This window comes from Pseudomonas sp. CP-1, assembly GCF_021213715.1.
Classification (GTDB): Bacteria; Pseudomonadota; Gammaproteobacteria; order Pseudomonadales; family Pseudomonadaceae; genus Pseudomonas; species Pseudomonas aeruginosa.
In genome coordinates this window covers 1-18485 of the sequence record NZ_JAJQKY010000025.1, presented here as the reverse complement: position 1 = coordinate 18485, position 18485 = coordinate 1, and the positions used below count along the sequence as shown (strand labels likewise).

Below are 18485 nucleotides of genomic sequence, written 5' to 3'. Positions count from 1 at the left end.
CACGCCTCCTCAGAGTTCGGCGTACATCCGCCCGGGATTGAAGATACCCTGCGGGTCGAGCTGGCGTTTGAGTGCCCGGTGCAGGCCGAGCAGTCCAGGCGGTAGCGGCTGGAACGGCGCATCGAGATGGCCGGCGCGGTAGCAGGTGGCGTGGCCGCCATGGGCGGCGGTCCACGCGCGGATGTCCGCGGCCGGCGCGTCGCTCTTCAGCCAGCGCAGCGCCCCGCCCCAGTCCAGCAACTGACGACCGGGCAACGGCGTCTCCGGCGCCAGCGCCGGCAGCGACAGGCGCCAGAGCGGTCGCGGGTCGTCGAAGAACGGCAGGCGCTGCTCGCGCAGGTCGGCCCAGAAGCCGTCCTCGAGCGCTTCGCCACCGAGGCGGTCGCGCGCCGAGCGTACCGAGCCCTCGCCGCCCTCCAGGCGCAGGCGCAGGGCTTCGCCGTCGTGGCAGGCCGCACTGATCGGCAATGGCTGGCCTCCCCACTCGGCCAGCTTGCGCAACGCCGTCGCCACCGGCAGGTCCAGGCTCAGGCCGGCCTGGCAGCGCGGCATGGGCAGCACCTTGAAGGACACTTCGGTGACCACCCCGAGGCAACCGAAGCTGCCCGCCAGCAACCGCGACAGGTCGTAGCCGGCGACGTTCTTCATCACCTCGCCGCCGAAGCGCAGGTGGGTGCCCAGGCCACTGATCAGCCGCGTGCCGAGGACGAAATCGCGTACCGCTCCCGCCCAGGGCCGGCGCGGTCCGGACAGGCCGCTGGCGAGCACCCCGCCGACCGTCGCCCGGCCGCCGAAACCCGGCGCCTCGCAGGCAAGCATCTGCCCGCCGCGCGCCAGCACGGCCTGTAGCTCGTCCAGCGGCGTACCGGCACGGGCGGTGATCACCAGTTCGCAGGGATCGTAGGCGACGATCCCGCGGTGTTCGGCGAGCGCCAGCGGTTCGCCCGCGACCGGCCTGCCGAGGAACGCCTTGCTATCGCCGCCGACGATGCGCAGCGGGACGCGCCGCGCCAGGGCGTCGCGGACCCGCTCGAGCAGCGCGCCGGCATGGTCGGCGCCAGCGTCCGGATCGAAATACGGCTGGCTCATCAGAAACGCTCCAGTTCGGGGAACGGCAGTCGACCGTGGTGGACGTGCATGGCGCCGAACTCGGCGCAGCGATGCAGGGTGGGCACGTTCTTGCCGGGATTGAGCAGCCCGGCCGGGTCGAACGCCACCTTCACGGCGTGGAACAGGGTCAGCTCGTCGGCATTGAACTGAGCGCACATCTGGTTGATCTTCTCGCGGCCGACGCCATGTTCGCCGGTGATGCTGCCGCCTACCGCCACGCACAACTCGAGGATCCTGCCGCCCAGCGCTTCGGCGCGCTCCAGCTCGCCCGGCAGGTTGGCGTCGAAGAGGATCAGCGGGTGCATGTTGCCGTCGCCGGCGTGGAATACGTTGGCCACCCGCAGGCCATATTCGCGCGAAAGCTCGGCGATGCCATGCAGCACCCGCGGCAGCTCGCGGCGCGGGATGCTGCCGTCCATGCAGTAGTAATCGGGGGAAATCCGCCCGACCGCCGGAAACGCATTCTTGCGCCCGGCCCAGAAGCGCTGGCGCTCGGCCTCGTCTTGGGCCTGTCGCACCGAGGTGGAGCCAGCCGCCTCGAACAGCTCGCGGACCCGCTCGCAATCCTCGTGCACGTCGGCTTCCACGCCATCCAGTTCGCAGAGCAGGATCGCCGCCGCGTCGACCGGATAGCCGGCATGGATGAAGTCCTCGGCGGCGCGGATCGACAGGTTGTCCATCATTTCCAGCCCGGCCGGGACGATGCCGGCACCGATCAGGTCGGCCACCGCCCGCCCGGCGCTTTCCACATCGTCGAAGCTGGCCAGCAGGACCTTCGCCACCGGCGGGCGCGGCAACAGCCTGACGGTGACCTCCACCACCACGCCGAGCAGCCCTTCGGAGCCGGTGAACAGCGCCAGCAGGTCGAAGCCGGCGCTGTCCAGGGCGCTGGACCCCAGGCTCAGGCGCTCGCCTTCCAGGGTCACGATGTCCACCTGCAACAGGTTGTGCACGGTCAGGCCGTACTTCAGGCAATGCACGCCGCCGGCGTTCTCCGCAACGTTGCCGCCGATGGAGCAGGCGATCTGCGAGGACGGGTCCGGTGCGTAGTACAGACCATGAGGGGCAGCGGCCTGGGAGATCGCCAGGTTGCGCACGCCAGGCTGGACCCGGGCGAAACGACCCAGCGGATCGATCTCGAGGATCCGCCGGAAACGCGCCATCACCAGCAGCACGCCGTTCTCCAGCGGCAGCGCGCCGCCGGACAGGCCGGTGCCGGCACCGCGCGCCACGACCGGCACCTTCAGCCGATGGCAGAGCGCGAGCAGGCCCTGAACCTGTTCGATGCGTTCCGGCAATGCCACCAGCAACGGCGTGCAGCGATACGCCGAGAGTCCGTCGCACTCGTAGGGACGCAGGTCTTCCGCGGCGTGCAGCAGTTCGAGGTCGGGCAGGCGGAGGCGCAACTCGGCCAGCAGGCCATCCTTGTCCACCTGCGGCAGCGGACCGTCCAGACGCTCGTCGTAGAGGATGTTCATGGCGGCTGTCCTTGTTGTGGTTGTCGGCGGGATCAGCAAGCGTCCACAGCCTGTACCGCGCGGACGCCGGGGTCCAGCAGGCGTCTAACTGGTCCTACCAGTATCACCAGGAGCCATGGGCATGAGGCGCATGCTAGAAAGTCCCTGAGCTTCTATAGTGAGTAACGACAGCCAACTGGTCCTACCAGTGCAACGGGAGCTTCCATGCAGAAACAGCGGGTGGCCGACCAGGTCGCAGAGCGTATCGAGCGGCTGATCGTCGACGGCGTGCTCAAGGTCGGCCAGGCACTGCCGTCCGAGCGGCGCCTGGTGGCCAAGCTCGGCTGCTCGCGCTCGGCCCTGCGCGAGGGCCTGCGGGCGCTGCGCGGGCGCGGCATCATCGACACCGAGCATGGCCGTGGGTCGTTCGTCGCCGACCTCGACCGCAACGCCGACGCCAGCCCGCTGATGCACCTGTTCGGCTCCCAGCCGCGCACCCTCTACGACCTGCTCGAAGTCCGCGCCCTGCTGGAGGGCGAGGCGGCCCGCCTGGCAGCGCTACGCGGCACCGAGGCAGACTTCGTCCTGCTCGCCCGGCGCTACGAAGAGATGCTCGCCAGCCACGAGGAAACCCAGCCGATCGATCCCCGCGAGCACGCCCGCCGCGACCACGCGTTCCACCGGGCGATCAGCGAGGCATCGCACAATCCGGTGCTGGTGCATACCCTGCAATCGCTCAACGAACTGCTGCTGAGCACGGTGTTCGCCTCGGTGAACAACCTCTATCACCGGCCGCCGCAGAAGCGCCAGATCGACCGCCAGCACGCGCGCCTCTACGCGGCCCTCCGCGAGCGCCAGCCGGACCAGGCGCAACGGGCGGCGCGCGAACATATCCACAGCATCCGCGACAACCTGCGGGAGATCGAGCAGGAAGAACAGCGCCTGGTCCGCGCCACCCTGCGCCTGAACGGCTGGGGGTGACGCGCCACCGCGTCGCAGACCGGCCGCCGACCGAACGTGCTACCCTCGCCGCCTTCTGCCGCCGTCTCGTAGTCCCGTCATGCCCAGCAATGCGCTCTGGCTTCGCGCCGACCAACTGTCCAGCGTCTCCCCCGCCGTCCTCGACTGGCTGTTCGACGAAGGGTCGCTGACCCGGCGCCTGACCGCCCTGGCCGACGGCGCGTTCCGCGTCGAACCCCTGCTGGAAGGCTGGCAGACCCTGCGCGACGACGAATGCCAGGGGCTCGACGTCCCTCCCGGCAGTAGCGGCTGGGTCCGCGAGGTCTACCTGCATGGCCACGACCGTCCCTGGGTGTTCGCCCGCAGCGTGGCGGCGCGCAGCGCCCTGGAAGGCTCGGGCTTCGACCTGGCGCTGCTCGGCACCCGCTCGCTGGGCGAGTTGCTGTTCAGCGACAGCGCCTTCGAGCGCGGGCCCATCGAAGTCTGCCGCTATCCGGCGGCCGGTCTGCCCGCCGAGGTCCGCGCCGAGGGTCTCTGGGGCCGTCGCTCACGGTTTTCCCGCGGCGCGCTCGGGGTGCTGGTGGCGGAGGTATTCCTACCGAGCCTGTGGGACCAGGCGGGAATCGCCGACGTATAATCCCCCGGTCGACTCCGGAGGTCCCCATGTTCGTCACCCTGATCAAGCCGCTGGCCCGCCTGCACCCCCGCGCCTGGGACTTCGTCCAACTGGTGCGGCTGGACCGGCCGATCGGCATCTACCTGCTGCTCTGGCCGACCCTCTGGTCGCTGTGGATCGCCGCGGACGGCGTGCCGGAGCTGAAGAACCTGCTGATCTTCGTCCTCGGCGTCATCCTGATGCGCGCCGCCGGCTGCGTGATCAACGATTTCGCCGACCGCAATTTCGACGGGCACGTCGCACGCACCAAGGCGCGCCCGCTGGCCACCGGCAAGATCAGCGTGCGCGAGGCCTGGATCACCTTCGCCGTCCTGGTCGCGCTGAGCTTCGGCCTGGTCCTGCTGACCAACGCAACGACCGTCTGGCTATCGTTCGGCGCGGTAGCCGTGGCCTCGCTCTACCCCTTCATGAAGCGCTACACCTACTATCCGCAGGTGGTGCTGGGCGCCGCCTATTCCTGGGGCATCCTGATGGCCTTCACCGCCGAGCGCGGTGAACTGCCGGCCAGCGCCTGGCTGCTGTTCCTGGCCAACGTGCTGTGGACGGTCGCCTACGACTCCTACTACGCGATGACCGACCGCGAGGACGACCTGAAGATCGGCATCAAGTCCACCGCGATCCTCTTCGGCGATGCCGACCGCCTGATCATCGGCAGCCTGCAGGGCCTGACCCTGCTCCTGCTGGCGCTGGCCGGCAGCCGCTTCGAACTGGGCCTGTGCTTCTACCTCGGCCTGGCGGTGGCGGCGGCCTGCTTCGTCTGGGAAGCCTGGTCGACCCGCGACCGCGACCCGCAGGCCTGCTTCCGCGCCTTCCTGCACAACCACTGGGCTGGCCTGGCGATCTTCCTCGGCACGGTCGCCGACTACGCGCTGCGTTGAGCGGCGCGCAGGCCGGCGACCGTCTAGTCCATGTCCGGCTGGGCGACGTGCCAGGCGCCCATCTTGCCGTCACCGTTCTTGTCACCAGGCTTCTTGTCCTGGATGAAGGTATAAAGGGGCTTGCCGTAGTAGGCCCACTGCTGGGTGCCGTCCTCGCGAGCGACCAGGCTCCAGTCGCCGCTGGCCTGCGCTCCCTGGGCCGCTGCCAGCGGCGGCCAGTTCTTCGCGCACTGCCCGGAACAGGCGGATTGCCCTTCGCTGTCCTTGTCGTAGGTATAGAGCGTCATGCCCTTGCCATCGACCAGCACGCCGTCCTTTTCGGTGGCCGGCGCCACCGTTTCCTGGGCCAGCGCGGCGAACGCCGGCAGGGCCAGCGCCAGACCCAGCGCCAGGTGGATTCTGTTCATCGCGTCTCTCTCCTGTGTCTTCAGGTGGAGCGTTCGCCGCCCGCAGGGACGGCACCGGAACCTGTTGAGCATAGCCCCGCCGCGGGCAGTCGGCGGAAACTACGCCGTTGTGTCACATACCTGACACAATTTCGTTATCTAATGCGGCGCAAGACAGATCGACCCGAGGCAAGACCATGGTTGGCAAGACAATCCTCATCGTTGATGACGAAGCACCGATTCGCGAGATGATCGCCGTGGCCCTGGAGATGGCCGGCTACGAGTGCCTGGAGGCGGAAAATACCCAGCAGGCGCACGCGGTGATCGTCGACCGCAAGCCGGACCTGATCCTGCTCGACTGGATGCTCCCCGGCACTTCCGGCATCGAACTGGCGCGACGCCTGAAGCGTGACGAACTGACCGTCGACATCCCGATCATCATGCTCACCGCCAAGGGCGAGGAGGACAACAAGATCCAGGGCCTGGAGGTCGGCGCCGACGACTACATCACCAAGCCGTTCTCGCCCCGCGAGCTGGTCGCCCGCCTGAAGGCCGTACTGCGCCGCACCGGGCCTGGCGACAGCGAGGCGCCGATCGAGGTTGGCGGCCTGCTGCTGGACCCGATCAGCCACCGCGTGACCATCGACGGCAAGCCGGCCGAGATGGGCCCCACCGAGTACCGCCTGCTGCAGTTCTTCATGACTCACCAGGAACGCGCCTATACCCGCGGCCAACTGCTGGACCAGGTCTGGGGCGGCAACGTCTATGTCGAGGAGCGCACCGTCGACGTGCATATCCGCCGCCTGCGCAAGGCGCTCGGCGAGGTCTACGAAAATCTGGTTCAGACTGTCCGCGGGACCGGCTATCGTTTCTCCACCAAGAGCTGACCCCGCGCCCGGCCGCCCGGCGGCCGGAGTCGTTTCCCCTGGACGGTCCGTGACGGACCGCCACTGGACAGGATGCAATCCGTCGTGAACCAAGACTGGCGTGGAGCGCTGATCCGCCACCTGCTTCTCGTGCTGGCCGCCAGCCTCGTGCTCGGCGTGGTCAGCGGCCATTACGGCTGGGCCCTGGCCCTCGGCCTGGCTCTCTACCTCGGCTGGACCCTCTGGCAGCTACTGCGCCTGCACCAGTGGCTGCGCAACCACCAGCCAGACGAGCCACCGCCGGACAGCTACGGCCTCTGGGGCGAAGTCTTCGACAATATCTACCACCTGCAACGCCGCAACCAGCGCGCCCGTGGCCGCCTGCAGGCGGTGATCGACCGGATCCAGGAGTCCACCGCGGCGCTGCGTGACGCGGTGATCATGCTCGACAGCGACGGCAATCTGGAATGGTGGAACCTCGCCGCGGAAAACCTGCTCGGCCTGAAGACCCCGCAGGACGGCGGCCAGCCGGTGAGCAACCTGATCCGCCATCCGCGCTTCAAGGAATACTTCGACCAGGAGGATTACCGCGAGCCGCTGGAAATCCCCTCGCCGATCAACGAGCGCCTGCGCCTGCAATTCCACATCACCCTCTACGGCAACCGCGAGCACCTGATGCTGGTCCGCGACGTCACCCGCGTCCACCAGCTGGAGCAGATGCGCAAGGACTTCGTGGCCAACGTCTCCCACGAGCTGCGCACGCCGCTGACGGTGATCGCCGGCTACCTGGAGACCCTCCTCGACAACGTCGAGGATGTGAACCCGCGCTGGCTGCGCGCCCTGCAACAGATGCAGCAGCAGGCCGGACGCATGCAGAACCTGCTCAACGACCTGCTCCTGCTGGCCAAGCTGGAGGCCACCGAATACCCCGGCGACAACAAGCCGGTGGCGGTGGACGCTCTCCTCGCCAGCATCCGCAACGACGCCCAGGCCCTGTCCGCCGGGCGCAACCACCGCATCAGCCTGGACGCCACACCCGCGGTGCAGCTCAAGGGCAGCGAGGCGGAACTGCGCAGCGCCTTCTCCAACCTGGTATTCAACGCGGTGAAGTACACCCCCGACGAGGGCGAGATCCGCATCCGCTGGTGGGCCGACGAACAGGGCGCGCACCTGTCGGTGCAGGACACCGGTATCGGCGTCGATCCCAAGCACCTGCCGCGCCTGACCGAGCGCTTCTACCGGGTGGACTCCAGCCGCGCCTCCAACACCGGCGGCACCGGCCTCGGCCTGGCCATCGTCAAGCACGTGCTGATCCGCCACCGCGCGCGCCTGGAAATCAGCAGCGTGCCCGGCAAGGGCAGCACCTTCACCTGCCATTTCGCCCCGGCGCAGGTCGCCGAGGCCGAGCGCAAGGCGTCGAAGTGAGCCTCGTCGCGGTGCCGCGCCGCCGGCGTCGGCACGGCCAAGGCTTGCAAGCGACGACACAGCCCCTCATTCTTAAGGGCCTTTTGGCTACCGCACACCCCCATGGACCCTTCTCCTAGTACCAGCATCGCCACCTATTTCGCCGATGCCGGCCTGATCCTCTTTGCGCTTTTCCTCGTCCTGCTCAACGGCTTCTTCGTCGCCGCCGAGTTCGCCATGGTCAAGCTCCGCGCCACCCGCGTGGAAACCATCGCCAAGCAGCACGGCTGGCGCGGCGCCATCCTGCGCAAGGTACACAACCAACTGGACGCCTACCTGTCCGCCTGCCAGCTGGGCATCACCCTGGCCTCCCTGGGCCTGGGCTGGGTCGGTGAGCCGGCCTTCGCCGAACTCCTGGAACCGCTGCTGGCGATGATCGGCGTGCACTCCGACGAACTGATCCGCGGGATCTCCTTCTTCACCGCGTTCTTCATCATTTCCTACCTGCACATCGTGGTCGGCGAGCTGGCGCCCAAGTCCTGGGCGATCCGCAAGCCGGAACTGCTGTCGCTGTGGACGGCGGTGCCGCTGTACCTCTTCTACTGGCTGATGTACCCGGCGATCTGGCTGCTCAACGCCAGCGCCAACGCCATCCTCAAGATCGCCGGCCAGGGCGAGCCCGGCCCGCACCACGAGCATCACTACAGCCGCGACGAACTGAAGCTGATCCTCCACTCCAGCCGCGCCCAGGACCCCAGCGACCAGGGCATGCGCGTGCTGGCCTCGGCGGTGGAGCTGGGCGAGCTGGAGGTGGTCGACTGGGCCAACTCCCGCGAAGACCTGGTCTACCTCGAGCACGATGCGCCGCTGGCGGACATCCTCGCGGTGATCCGCCGCCACAAGTACAGCCGCTACCCGGTCTGGGACAGCCACAAGGGCGAGTTCATCGGCCTGCTGCACATCAAGGACCTGCTGCTGGCACTGTCCGCCTTGGACAGCCTGCCGGAGACCTTCGACCTCGACGAACTGGTGCGCCCGCTGGAGATCGTCACCAAGCACACCCCGCTGTCGCGCCTGCTGGAGCAGTTCCGCAAGGGCGGCGCGCACTTCGCCGTGGTGGAAGAGGCCGATCACAAGGTGGTCGGCTTCCTGACCATGGAGGACGTGCTGGAAGTGCTGGTCGGCGACATCCAGGACGAACACCGCAAGACCGAGCGCGGCATCCTCGCCTACCAGCCGGGCAAGCTGCTGGTGCGCGGCGACACACCGCTGTTCAAGCTCGAGCGCCTGCTCGGCATCGACCTCGATCATGTCGAGGCGGACACTCTCGCCGGGCTGGTCTACGACACCCTGAAGCGGGTGCCGGAGGAAGAGGAAGTCCTCGACACCGAGGGCCTGCGGATCATCGTGAAGAAGATGCGCGGTCCGAAGATCGTCCTGGCCAAGGTGGTCAAGCTCGACTGAGACGAGCCGGCGCCGCCACGGCGCCGGCGACTTTTCAAGGCTCGCGGACGATGGCGAAGTTCGGCAGGCTGTCGACCGGCTGGGCGAAGTCGTAGGGAATCGACTCCAGCGCCAGGCCGACGTTGCGCTGGATCACGAAGTGCAGGTGCGGCCCGCTGCTGTTGCCGGTGTTGCCGGAGCGCGCCAGCGGCGTGCCGACCTGGACCCGCTGGCCCTCGGCGACCAGTACCGAATGGCGCATCAGGTGCAGGTAGACGCCCATGGTGCCGTCGTCGTGCAGGATGCGGACGAAGTTGCCCGAGGGATTGTTGCCGCGCCCGCTCTGGTTGTTCTCGATCTTCACCACGGTGCCGCCGCGGGCGGCGATGATCGGCGTGCCCTCGGGCATGGCGATGTCCATCGCGTAGCGGCCCTTGGGGGTGAAGTGGCTGTACTTGCCATTGGCGCCCTGGGACAGGCGGAACGGCCCGCCGCGCCAGGGCAGCGGATAGCGATAGAGCAGCGGCTGCTGGCGCGGGTCGCCGAGCGCATAGCGCAGCTTCGGCGTGTAGCTCATCGGCTTGCCGGCCTTGCGCGGCGCCAGGGTCGCCAGGCGCACCTGGCTGCGCGCCGGGACCACCCAGCGAATCGGCCCGTCGGGCACCCCGACGGCATTGCGCGGGTTGCGGATCCGCAACTCGACCTCGACCGGCGCGTAGAGGTCGTTGCGCACCTGCAGGGTCTCGCCACCCGCGTGCTTCTTCGTCTCCAGCTTCACTTCCCGTTCCAGGTGCTCGACCATCCGGTCGCGGAAGACGAACACCTGCGCCCCGGCCACGGCGCGGTCGGAGTAGGTCACCACGCCATTGGCGTCGGTGTACTTGTAGATGGTCAGGGCCGCAGCCGGAGCTGCCGCGGCGAACAGGCCACAGAGAAGGAGAAGGCGCCCTAGCATGACTGCACGGATCGTGTCGTTCTGGTTATCCCGAATCGGCAAGACTAGCAGCGCTTTATTGCCAGGGCGAGACGACAGCGAGCGGGCTGTGAACGGATCGTCGGGAAAAAAACCGCTCAGGCGCCGGGAACGTAGTGCTTCTGGGTACTTCCGCGGGCGATCAGGCGCGACAGGTAGTCGAGCTTCTGCGGGTCGCGGTCGACGAAACGCAGGGTCAGCAGCAGCCAATCGCTATCCGGCTTCGGCTCCAGCGCGGCGATGGCGTGCAGGTAGCCGTTCAGGCGCGCCACGTCGCTGTTTTCCTCGAGGTCCAGCACCGCGCTTTCCAGCACCTGCGGCAGCGGGTCGGCGCGCTTCACCACCAGTTGCGCTTCCTTCAGGCTGACCGCCTTGATCACGCAGGGCATGCTGCTCTGCGGCAGGCGCAATTGCGCCTGGCCCAGCGGGTTGCCGCTGCCGGCGGGACGCGCGCTGGCCTGGGGAGCCGAAGCCGGCTTCGGCGCGGGGGCCGGTTTTGCCGGACTGGCGACGGGCTTGATCACCTCGGCGCGACCGCCGGTCAGAGCGGCCAGCGAATCGTTGGCCATGCCGCTGGCGATCTCCCGGCGCGGCGCGTGGGCCGCCAGGGCTTCCAGCTTGCCGCTGCGGCTCAGGGCCTTCTTGATCTTGGCCACCAGTTGGTCATTGGAGAATGGCTTGCCGATGTAGTCCGACACCCCGGCCTGGATCGCCTGGACCACGTTCTCCTTGTCGCCGCGACTGGTGACCATGATGAACGGGGTAGTCTTGAGGTTTTCCTGGGCACGGCACCAGGTCAGCAGTTCGAGGCCGGACATCTCCGGCATCTCCCAGTCGCAGAGGATCAGGTCGACGTTCTGCCGACTGAGCAGTTGCTGGGCCTTGCGGCCGTTCACGGCCTCCTCGATATGAAGGCCGGGGAAGTTGTCGCGCAACCCTTTCTTCATCAGATCTCGGATGAAGGGGGCGTCATCCACCACTAGCGCGCTGACTTTGCTCATCGACTTCTCCTGGACAGGTTCGCCTAGGATAGCCTCCCCTGCTGGCAGGATGCCAAGCCTTGCTGCAGTCGCGCGAAGAAACAAGGCTCCAGGTCAAGGGAGCCTTGCCTGCGGAAGATCACTCGCCGCGGTTGTTCTCGACCTCTTCCTTCATGCGGGTCAGGCCGATGTGACGAACGTCGGTGCCGCGAACCAGGTAGATCACCAGCTCGGCGATGTTGCGCGCATGGTCGCCGATGCGCTCCAGCGAGCGCAGGGCCCAGATGATGTTGAGCACGCGGGATATCGCCCGCGGGTCTTCCATCATGTAGGTGACCAGCTCGCGGAGGGCGGTCTTGTATTCGCGATCGACGGTCTTGTCGTACTGTGCCACGGACAGCGCCAGGTCGGCATCGAAGCGGGCAAAGGCGTCCAGTGCCTCCTGCACCATCCTCTGCACTTGGCTGCCGATGTGCCGAACCTCGACGTAGCCGCGCGGTGACTCGCCTTCCTCGCACAGCTGGATGGCGCGGCGGGCGACCTTGGAGGCCTCGTCGCCGATCCGCTCGAGGTCGATCACCGACTTCGAGATGCTGATGATCAGGCGCAGGTCGGAGGCCGCCGGCTGACGCCGGGCGAGGATACGCACGCACTCCTCGTCGATGTTGCGCTCCATCTGGTTGATCTGGTCGTCGATCTCGCGGACCTGCTGGGCGAGGCCGGAGTCGGCGTCGATCAGCGCGTTGACCGCGTCGTTGACCTGCTTTTCCACCAGCCCGCCCATGGCCAGGAGGTGGCTGCGCACATCCTCCAGCTCGGCGTTGAACTGCTGGGAGATGTGATGGGTGAGACTGTCTTTGTTGATCATGTGGGGAATCCTTCTGGAGCCGCTGCGACCGGTGACATCAACGAGCTACGGAGAGCGCCGGAGGCAGCGGTATCGCCGCGCCTCCGGACGCGCCGCTAGCCGTAGCGGCCGGTGATGTAGTCTTCGGTCTGCTTCTTCGCCGGGTTGGTGAACAGCGTATCGGTGTCGCCGAACTCGATCAGCTTGCCCATGTACATGAACGCCGTATAGTCGGAAACCCGCGCGGCCTGCTGCATGTTGTGGGTAACGATGACGATGGTGAACTTCGACTTCAACTCGTAGATCAGCTCTTCGATCTTCAGCGTGGAGATCGGGTCCAGCGCCGAGCACGGCTCGTCGAGCAGCAGCACTTCCGGTTCCACCGCGATGGTCCGGGCGATCACCAGGCGCTGCTGCTGGCCACCGGACAGGCCGAGGGCGGACTCGTGCAGGCGATCCTTCACCTCCTCCCACAGCGCAGCCCCCTTCAGCGCCCACTCGACGGCCTCGTCAAGTACGCGCTTCTTGTTGATGCCCTGGATACGCAGGCCGTAGACCACGTTCTCGTAGATGCTCTTGGGGAACGGGTTGGGCTTCTGGAACACCATGCCGACGCGACGGCGCAGCTCGGCGACGTCGACGCCCTTGGCGAAGATGTTGTGGCCATCGAGGCGGATCTCGCCTTCGACGCGGCAGCCATCCACCAGGTCGTTCATCCGGTTGAAGCAGCGCAGCAGGGTCGACTTGCCGCAGCCGGACGGGCCGATGAAGGCGGTCACGCGCTGCTTCGGAATGTTCATCCGGACGTCGAACAGGGCCTGCTTGGCGCCGTAGAACAGGTTCAGCCCGGGCACTTCCAGTTCGACACTTTCGGAAGCCAGGTCGAGGCTCTGGCGGTCGCGGCCGAGCGCATCGAAGTTGATGCCGTGGCTGGCGGTCTCGTTTTGCATGGGAAGCTCCCTCAATCAGTTTTCCAGGGCCTTGTACTTCTCGCGCAGGCGATTGCGGATCGCGATGGCGGAGAAGTTCAGCAGGGCGATCACCACGACCAGCAGCAACGCCGTAGCGTATACCAGCGGCCGTGCGGCCTCGACGTTGGGGCTCTGGAAACCGACGTCGTAGATATGGAAACCGAGGTGCATGATCTTCTGGTCGAGATGCACGTACGGATAGTTACCGTCGACCGGCAGCGACGGTGCCAGTTTCACCACGCCGACCAGCATCAGCGGCGCCACTTCGCCGGCGGCACGAGCCACGGCGAGGATCAGGCCGGTCATCATCGCCGGGCTGGCCATCGGCAGGACGATCTTCCACAGCGTTTCCGCCTTGGTCGCGCCGAGCGCCAGGGAGCCTTCGCGGACCGCGCGCGGAATCCGCGCCAGGCCTTCCTCGGTGGCGACGATCACCACCGGCACGGCGAGGATCGCCAGGGTCAGCGAGGCCCAGAACAGTCCGGGGGTACCGAAGGTCGGCGCCGGCAGGGCCTCGGGGAAGAACAGCCGGTCGATGGAACCGCCCAGCACGTAGACGAAGAAGCCCAGGCCGAACACGCCGTAGACGATCGCCGGTACGCCGGCGAGGTTGTTCACGGCGATGCGGATCACCCGGGTCAGCGGCCCCTGCTTGGCGTACTCGCGCAGGTAGACCGCAGCGATCACGCCGAACGGGGTGACGATCAGCGCCATCACCAGGGTCATCATCACGGTGCCGAAGATCGCCGGGAAGATACCGCCCTCGGTATTGGCCTCGCGCGGATCGTCGCTGAGGAACTCCCAGAGCTTCTTGAAGTACACCGTCATCTTGGTGCCCAGGCCCATGGCGTTGGGCTGGTAGGCATGCACCAGCTTGCCAAGGGTGATTTCGCTCTCGCGGCCGCTGGCGTCGCGCATTACCACGCTGTCGCGGTTGAACTCCTGGTGCAGGCCGTTGAGCTGCTCTTCCAGGACCTTGTAGCGCGCCTGCAACTCGCTGCGCTCGGCGGCCAGGTCGGCCTGGGCGGCGGCGTCCAGCTTGCCGTCCAACTGCAACTTGCGCTCTTTCAGGCGCAGGCGCTCGAGACCGTGGTTGATCCCGCCGATGTCGCCCTTCTCCAGCTTGTAGAGCTTGGCGTAGAGGTCATCCACCCGCTGCATGCGCTTCTGCAGTTCGCCTACCGCGGCGTCGCCTTCGGCGACCACCTGGCCGTTCTCCTTGACGCTCAGCAGGTAGCCGTAGAAGTTGCCCCACTCGCGGCGTTCGAGAACCATCAGCGCTTCGGGACGCTTGATGTCCTGCAGCCACTCGCCGACGACCCAGGAGAAATCGCTGCCGTAAAGCTCGCGGTTGCCCAGCTTGAGCAGCTCGCGGGTCATGAATTCGGGGCCGGCCTCCGGGACCGGCATGCCGGCGCTGCGCAGGCGCGCGCGCGGCACTTCCTCGGCCTGGACCACCTCGCCGATCACGGTCTTGGCGGCTTCGCCAGGGATCTGGTAAGTCGCCTCGATGACGTTCGCCGGCCAGAAGTGGCCGAGGCCGCGTACCGCGATCACCGCCAGCAGGCCGATGGTCATGATCACCGCGATCGACACCGCGCCGGCGTTCATCCACACCCAGGGCGAGCCGCTGCCGAACCAGGCTTTGACGGTTTCCTGTTTCTGTTTCACAGAGCTATACCTCCGCCGCTTACAACGACGCGTATTTCTTGCGCAGACGCTGACGGATCAGCTCTGCCAGGGTGTTCATCACGAAGGTGAACGTCAGCAGTACCAGCGCCGAGAGGAACAGCACGCGGTAGTGGCTGCCGCCGACCTCCGACTCGGGCATCTCCACCGCGACGTTGGCCGCCAGGGTGCGCATGCCTTCGAAGATGTTCAGTTCCATCACCGGGGTATTGCCGGTCGCCATCAGCACGATCATGGTCTCGCCGACGGCGCGGCCCATGCCGATCATCAGCGCCGAGAAGATGCCTGGGCTGGCGGTCAGGATCACCACGCGGGTCAGCGTCTGCCAGGGCGTGGCGCCCAGGGCCAAGGAGCCGTAGGTAAGGCTGCGCGGCACGCTGAAGATGGCGTCCTCGGCGATCGAGAAGATATTCGGGATCACCGCGAAGCCCATTGCCAGCCCGACGATCAGGGCATTGCGCTGGTCGTAGGTGATGCCCAGGTCGTGGCTCAGCCAGAGGCGCATGTCGCCGCCGAAGAAGGTGGTCTCCAGGTGCGGGCTCAGCCACAGGGCGAAGGCGCCGACGGCGAGCACCACCGGGATCAGCAGCGCGGCTTCCCAGCCGGCCGGCAGGCTCAGGCGGATACGCTCGGGCAGGCGGCTCCAGAGCAGGCCGGCGAGAAGGATGCCCAGCGGCGTCAGCAACAGCAGGCTGAACACCCCCGGCAGGTGGCCTTCGACGTAGGGCGCCAGGAACAGGCCGGCGAAGAAGCCGAGGATCACCGTCGGCAGCGCCTCCATCAGCTCGATCACCGGCTTGACCTTGCGGCGCATCGCCGGAGCCATGAAATAGGCGGTGTAGACGGCGGCCGCGATGGCCAGCGGAGCTGCCAGGATCATCGCGTAGAAGGCGGCCTTGAGCGTGCCGAAGGTCAGCGGCGAGAGGCTCAGCTTCGGTTCGAAGTCGGTGGTCGCGGCGGTGGACTGCCAGACGTAGGCCGGCTTGTCGTAGCTCTCGTACCAGACCTTGCCCCAGAGCGCGCTCCAGGAGATTTCCGGGTGCGGGTTGCTCAGGGCGAAGCGGTGGATCTTGCCACCCTGCTCCAGCAGCAGGCGGTTGGCCCGCGGCGACAGGGTGATGACCCCGGAAGAGTCGGCGACCGGCTGGACCAGCAGGGTACGGTGCGCCGTGCTGTGGAAGACGCCGAGGTTGCCCTTCTCGTCCAGGGCGATGAAGCCCTTGCGCCGTTGTTCCGGAGCGATGGCGCTGATCGGCGCGCCATCCAGGTTGAAGTCGCGAACGTGCGACAGGCGCGGTTCGCCGTCGGTATCGCGAGCCATGAACCACTGGGCGATGCCACCCTTGGAATCGCCCACCAGCAGCGAGATGCCGCCCAGCAGCTGGGTGCTCGCGGTGACCTCGGCGTTGGGGTCTTCCAGCAGCTTGTAGCGACCGTTCAACTGGCGGCTGTGCAGGTCGAACACATCGGCGGTGGCACGTCCGTTGATCACGTACAGCCACTGCTTGCGCGGGTCGAGGTAGATGGCTTTCACCGGTTCGGCGATCTGCGGGAGTTCGATGCGCTCCTCGTCCAGCGTGCTTTCGCCGGTCAGCATGTTCTCTTCGCGAGTCATGCTCAACAGCAGCAGTTGCTTGTCGACGGAGCCAGCCAGCAGCAGGCTGTCGTCGCCGGCATTGATGCTCACATGCTCCAGCGGGCGGCCCTGCGGATCGAGACCGATCGGGGTCTCGCCGTAGGGGAAGGCGATCTCCGGGGTGATGGTCTTCTTGTTGTCCGGGTAGGTGACCTTGTAGGTGTGCTGGAACACCAGCACCTGTCCGTTGGACAGGCCCAGGGCGACCGTCGGGCTGCCCGGCTGGTCCTGGGCGATCGAGCGGATCTCGCTGCCCGCCGGAAGCGGCAGAGCGACACGCTTCAGTTCGACACCGGTCTTGGCGTTGAAGAAGAGGATCTCGCCCTGGCCGCCAACGCGCATGGCCACCTGGTTCTGCTCCTCGATGCTGAGCAGCAGGGGCACCTGCGCCTGCTGCATCCAGGCCGGAGTCAGCGCTTCGCGGGTCTCCAGGTCGGCGCCGCGGAACAGCGGGAGCACGACGTAGGCCAGGTAGAAGAAGATCAGGGTGATCGCCGCCAGCACGGCCAGGCCGCCGACCAGCACGTACCAGCGGGTCAGGCGGTCCTTGAGGGCACGGATGCGGCGCTTGCGTTGCAGGGCTGGCGTATTGAAGTCAATCCGCTCGGGAGCAAGGGAGGAGTTCATCGGGGAGTTGGCCATGTCGTTCATGGGGTGACACCCTAAAGGCTCTGTATGACAGACAGATGACAGCAACATGACGCAACAAAGCCCGCCAGCAGAGCCTCGCTGGCGGGAAAGGCCGGCGGGTCCTAGCGCCCGCCGGCAGAGCCTTCATGCCTGGACGGCCCATCGCTGGGCCATCCGCTCAAGTCACTGGATTACAGGCCCAGTTCCTTGATCGCCTTCTCGGCCACCTTGGCCGGCAGCGGGATGTAGCCGTCCTTGACCACGACCTGCTGGCCGGTCTTGGACAGAACCAGCTTGAGGAACTGAGCCTCCAGCGGATCCAGCGGCTTGTTCGGCGCCTTGTTCACGTAGACGTAGAGGAAGCGCGACAGCGGGTAGGTGCCGTTCAGGGCGTTCTGCTCGTTGTCCTCGACGAAGGCAGCGCCTTCCTTCTTGGCCAGGGCCACGGTCTTCACGCTGGCGGTCTTGTAGCCGATACCGGAGTAGCCGATGCCGTTCAGCGACTGGCTGACCGACTGCACCACGGAAGCCGAACCCGGCTGCTCGTTGACGTTCGGACGGAAGTCGCCTTTGCACAGGGCTTCTTCCTTGAAGTAGCCGTAGGTGCCGGAAACCGAGTTGCGGCCGAACAGTTGCACCGGCTTCTTCGCCCAGTCACCGGTCAGGCCCAGGTCGCCCCAGGTCTTCACGTCCTGCTTGCTGCCGCACAGGCGGGTAGCGGAGAAGATCGCATCGACCTGCTGCATGGTCAGGCCTTTGATCGGGTTGTCCTTGTGCACGAAGATCGCCAGGGCGTCGACAGCGACCGGGACGGCGGTCGGCTTATAGCCGTACTTCTGCTCGAAAGCCTGCAGCTCGACGTCCTTCATCTTGCGGCTCATCGGGCCCAGGTTGGCGGTGCCTTCGGTCAGGGCCGGCGGCGCGGTAGAAGAGCCGGCAGCCTGGATCTGGATGTTCACGTTCGGATAGAGGCGCTTGTACTCCTCGGCCCACATGGTCATCAGGTTGGCCAGAGTGTCGGAGCCGACGCTCGACAGGTTGCCCGACACACCGCTGGCTTTCTGATATTCCGGCAGCGCCGGGTCGATCGCGGCTACCGCGGAAGCGGCGCCTACGCCTGCGGCGACGAACGTCAGGGCCGCCATCAAACGCTTGAGTTTCATGCCTTGCTCCTTGGACAGGATGGGGTTGGATGGAACGGGGGCCAGTATCGTCAGGCCGCATGAAGACTCTATGAAAGGAATGTGACAGTTGGATGAAATGCCATCAGCCTTCCGACATTTTTCCGCAAGCCTTGGGAGAAGCCCTGCCACACCCCTAAAAGCCTGGAAACACAAGGGCTCCAGCCTTTCACGGAGGGGCCCGGGAGGCCCTCTGGAGCGCGTTTTCGATCCGCCTGGGGGAGGTAGCCGTCCATCCGTTTCATGCAGGATGGGTAGTTTCCAGGGCAATTGTGACAGTCGCCGCCGGCATTCGCAGTCGAGAAAAGAAGCGAGGAAGCACGCCTTTTTCCGCGCGCAAAAGCAAAACCCCCGGTCATCGCTGACCAGGGGTTTTGGGATAGGAGCTTGACGATGAC

The 18485-nt window shown here is 66.7% G+C and carries 16 protein-coding genes; 6 read left to right on the top strand and 10 right to left on the bottom strand.

Features of this window, described 5'->3' with window-relative positions; all coding sequences use genetic code 11:
* Positions 1 to 9: 9 nt before the first annotated feature.
* Together glcE and glcD are read right to left on the bottom strand one after the other, a co-directional pair.
* Positions 10 to 1089: a glycolate oxidase subunit GlcE gene (glcE, locus tag LT948_RS29580; RefSeq protein WP_009314537.1), complete on the bottom strand. Its 1080-nt coding sequence runs from the start codon at positions 1087 to 1089 to the stop codon at positions 10 to 12.
* Positions 1089 to 2588, bottom strand: coding sequence for a glycolate oxidase subunit GlcD (gene glcD / locus LT948_RS29575; protein ID WP_033996193.1), 1500 nt, complete (start codon positions 2586 to 2588; stop codon positions 1089 to 1091). Before glcD ends, glcE begins: the two co-directional genes overlap by 1 nt.
* Before the next feature lie 204 nt (positions 2589 to 2792).
* Here glcD and glcC point away from each other — a divergent pair, with 204 nt between their 5' ends.
* The 3 genes from glcC (at position 2793) to ubiA (ending at position 5081) form a co-directional block, all read left to right on the top strand.
* On the top strand, positions 2793 to 3548 hold the full coding sequence (gene glcC / locus LT948_RS29570) for a transcriptional regulator GlcC (protein WP_003096643.1): 756 nt from the start codon (positions 2793 to 2795) through the stop codon (positions 3546 to 3548).
* A gap of 79 nt (positions 3549 to 3627) precedes the next feature.
* Positions 3628 to 4164 carry a chorismate lyase gene (locus tag LT948_RS29565; protein ID WP_009314539.1) on the top strand — a complete coding sequence of 179 codons (537 nt, stop codon included), beginning with the start codon at positions 3628 to 3630 and terminating at the stop codon, positions 4162 to 4164.
* Positions 4165 to 4190: 26 nt separating this feature from the next.
* Entirely contained in the window at positions 4191 to 5081 is an 891-nt protein-coding gene (ubiA, locus tag LT948_RS29560; protein ID WP_009314540.1) for a 4-hydroxybenzoate octaprenyltransferase, read from the top strand.
* Between the two features lie 23 nt (positions 5082 to 5104).
* Here ubiA and LT948_RS29555 read toward each other — a convergent pair whose 3' ends face one another.
* Complete coding sequence (locus tag LT948_RS29555) at positions 5105 to 5488, bottom strand: COG4315 family predicted lipoprotein (RefSeq protein ID WP_003096652.1); 384 nt, start codon at positions 5486 to 5488, stop codon at positions 5105 to 5107.
* A gap of 176 nt (positions 5489 to 5664) precedes the next feature.
* On the opposite strand from LT948_RS29555, the gene phoB reads away from it, so the two are divergent.
* The 3 genes from phoB (at position 5665) to LT948_RS29540 (ending at position 9201) form a co-directional block, all read left to right on the top strand.
* Complete coding sequence (gene phoB, locus LT948_RS29550; protein WP_003096653.1) at positions 5665 to 6354, top strand: phosphate regulon transcriptional regulator PhoB; 690 nt, start codon at positions 5665 to 5667, stop codon at positions 6352 to 6354.
* A 72-nt stretch (positions 6355 to 6426) separates the two neighbouring features.
* Entirely contained in the window at positions 6427 to 7758 is a 1332-nt protein-coding gene (gene phoR, locus LT948_RS29545; RefSeq protein WP_003136283.1) for a phosphate regulon sensor histidine kinase PhoR, read from the top strand.
* Between the two features lie 102 nt (positions 7759 to 7860).
* Positions 7861 to 9201, top strand: coding sequence for a hemolysin family protein (locus LT948_RS29540; RefSeq protein ID WP_003096655.1), 1341 nt, complete (start codon positions 7861 to 7863; stop codon positions 9199 to 9201).
* 34 nt (positions 9202 to 9235) lie between these two features.
* Here LT948_RS29540 and LT948_RS29535 read toward each other — a convergent pair whose 3' ends face one another.
* The 7 genes from LT948_RS29535 to pstS form a co-directional block, all read right to left on the bottom strand.
* Positions 9236 to 10135, bottom strand: a complete 900-nt coding sequence (locus LT948_RS29535; RefSeq protein WP_003096656.1) for a peptidoglycan DD-metalloendopeptidase family protein — start codon at positions 10133 to 10135, stop codon at positions 9236 to 9238.
* 116 nt (positions 10136 to 10251) lie between these two features.
* The gene (locus LT948_RS29530) at positions 10252 to 11154 is read right to left on the bottom strand and encodes a response regulator (RefSeq protein WP_023098245.1); all 903 of its coding nucleotides are present in this window, start codon (positions 11152 to 11154) and stop codon (positions 10252 to 10254) included.
* A gap of 118 nt (positions 11155 to 11272) precedes the next feature.
* The gene (gene phoU / locus LT948_RS29525; RefSeq protein ID WP_003142030.1) at positions 11273 to 12001 is read right to left on the bottom strand and encodes a phosphate signaling complex protein PhoU; all 729 of its coding nucleotides are present in this window, start codon (positions 11999 to 12001) and stop codon (positions 11273 to 11275) included.
* Between the two features lie 95 nt (positions 12002 to 12096).
* Complete coding sequence (gene pstB, locus LT948_RS29520; RefSeq protein WP_003096663.1) at positions 12097 to 12930, bottom strand: phosphate ABC transporter ATP-binding protein PstB; 834 nt, start codon at positions 12928 to 12930, stop codon at positions 12097 to 12099.
* A gap of 15 nt (positions 12931 to 12945) precedes the next feature.
* Positions 12946 to 14622 (bottom strand): phosphate ABC transporter permease PstA, encoded by a 1677-nt coding sequence (pstA, locus tag LT948_RS29515; protein WP_003096667.1) that lies wholly within the window; start codon positions 14620 to 14622, stop codon positions 12946 to 12948.
* Between the two features lie 19 nt (positions 14623 to 14641).
* A complete protein-coding gene (locus LT948_RS29510) occupies positions 14642 to 16675 on the bottom strand; it encodes an ABC transporter permease subunit (protein ID WP_003123734.1) in 2034 nt (677 codons plus the stop codon).
* A gap of 422 nt (positions 16676 to 17097) precedes the next feature.
* The gene (gene pstS, locus LT948_RS29505) at positions 17098 to 18069 is read right to left on the bottom strand and encodes a phosphate ABC transporter substrate-binding protein PstS (RefSeq protein WP_003096673.1); all 972 of its coding nucleotides are present in this window, start codon (positions 18067 to 18069) and stop codon (positions 17098 to 17100) included.
* Positions 18070 to 18485 lie beyond the last annotated feature (416 nt).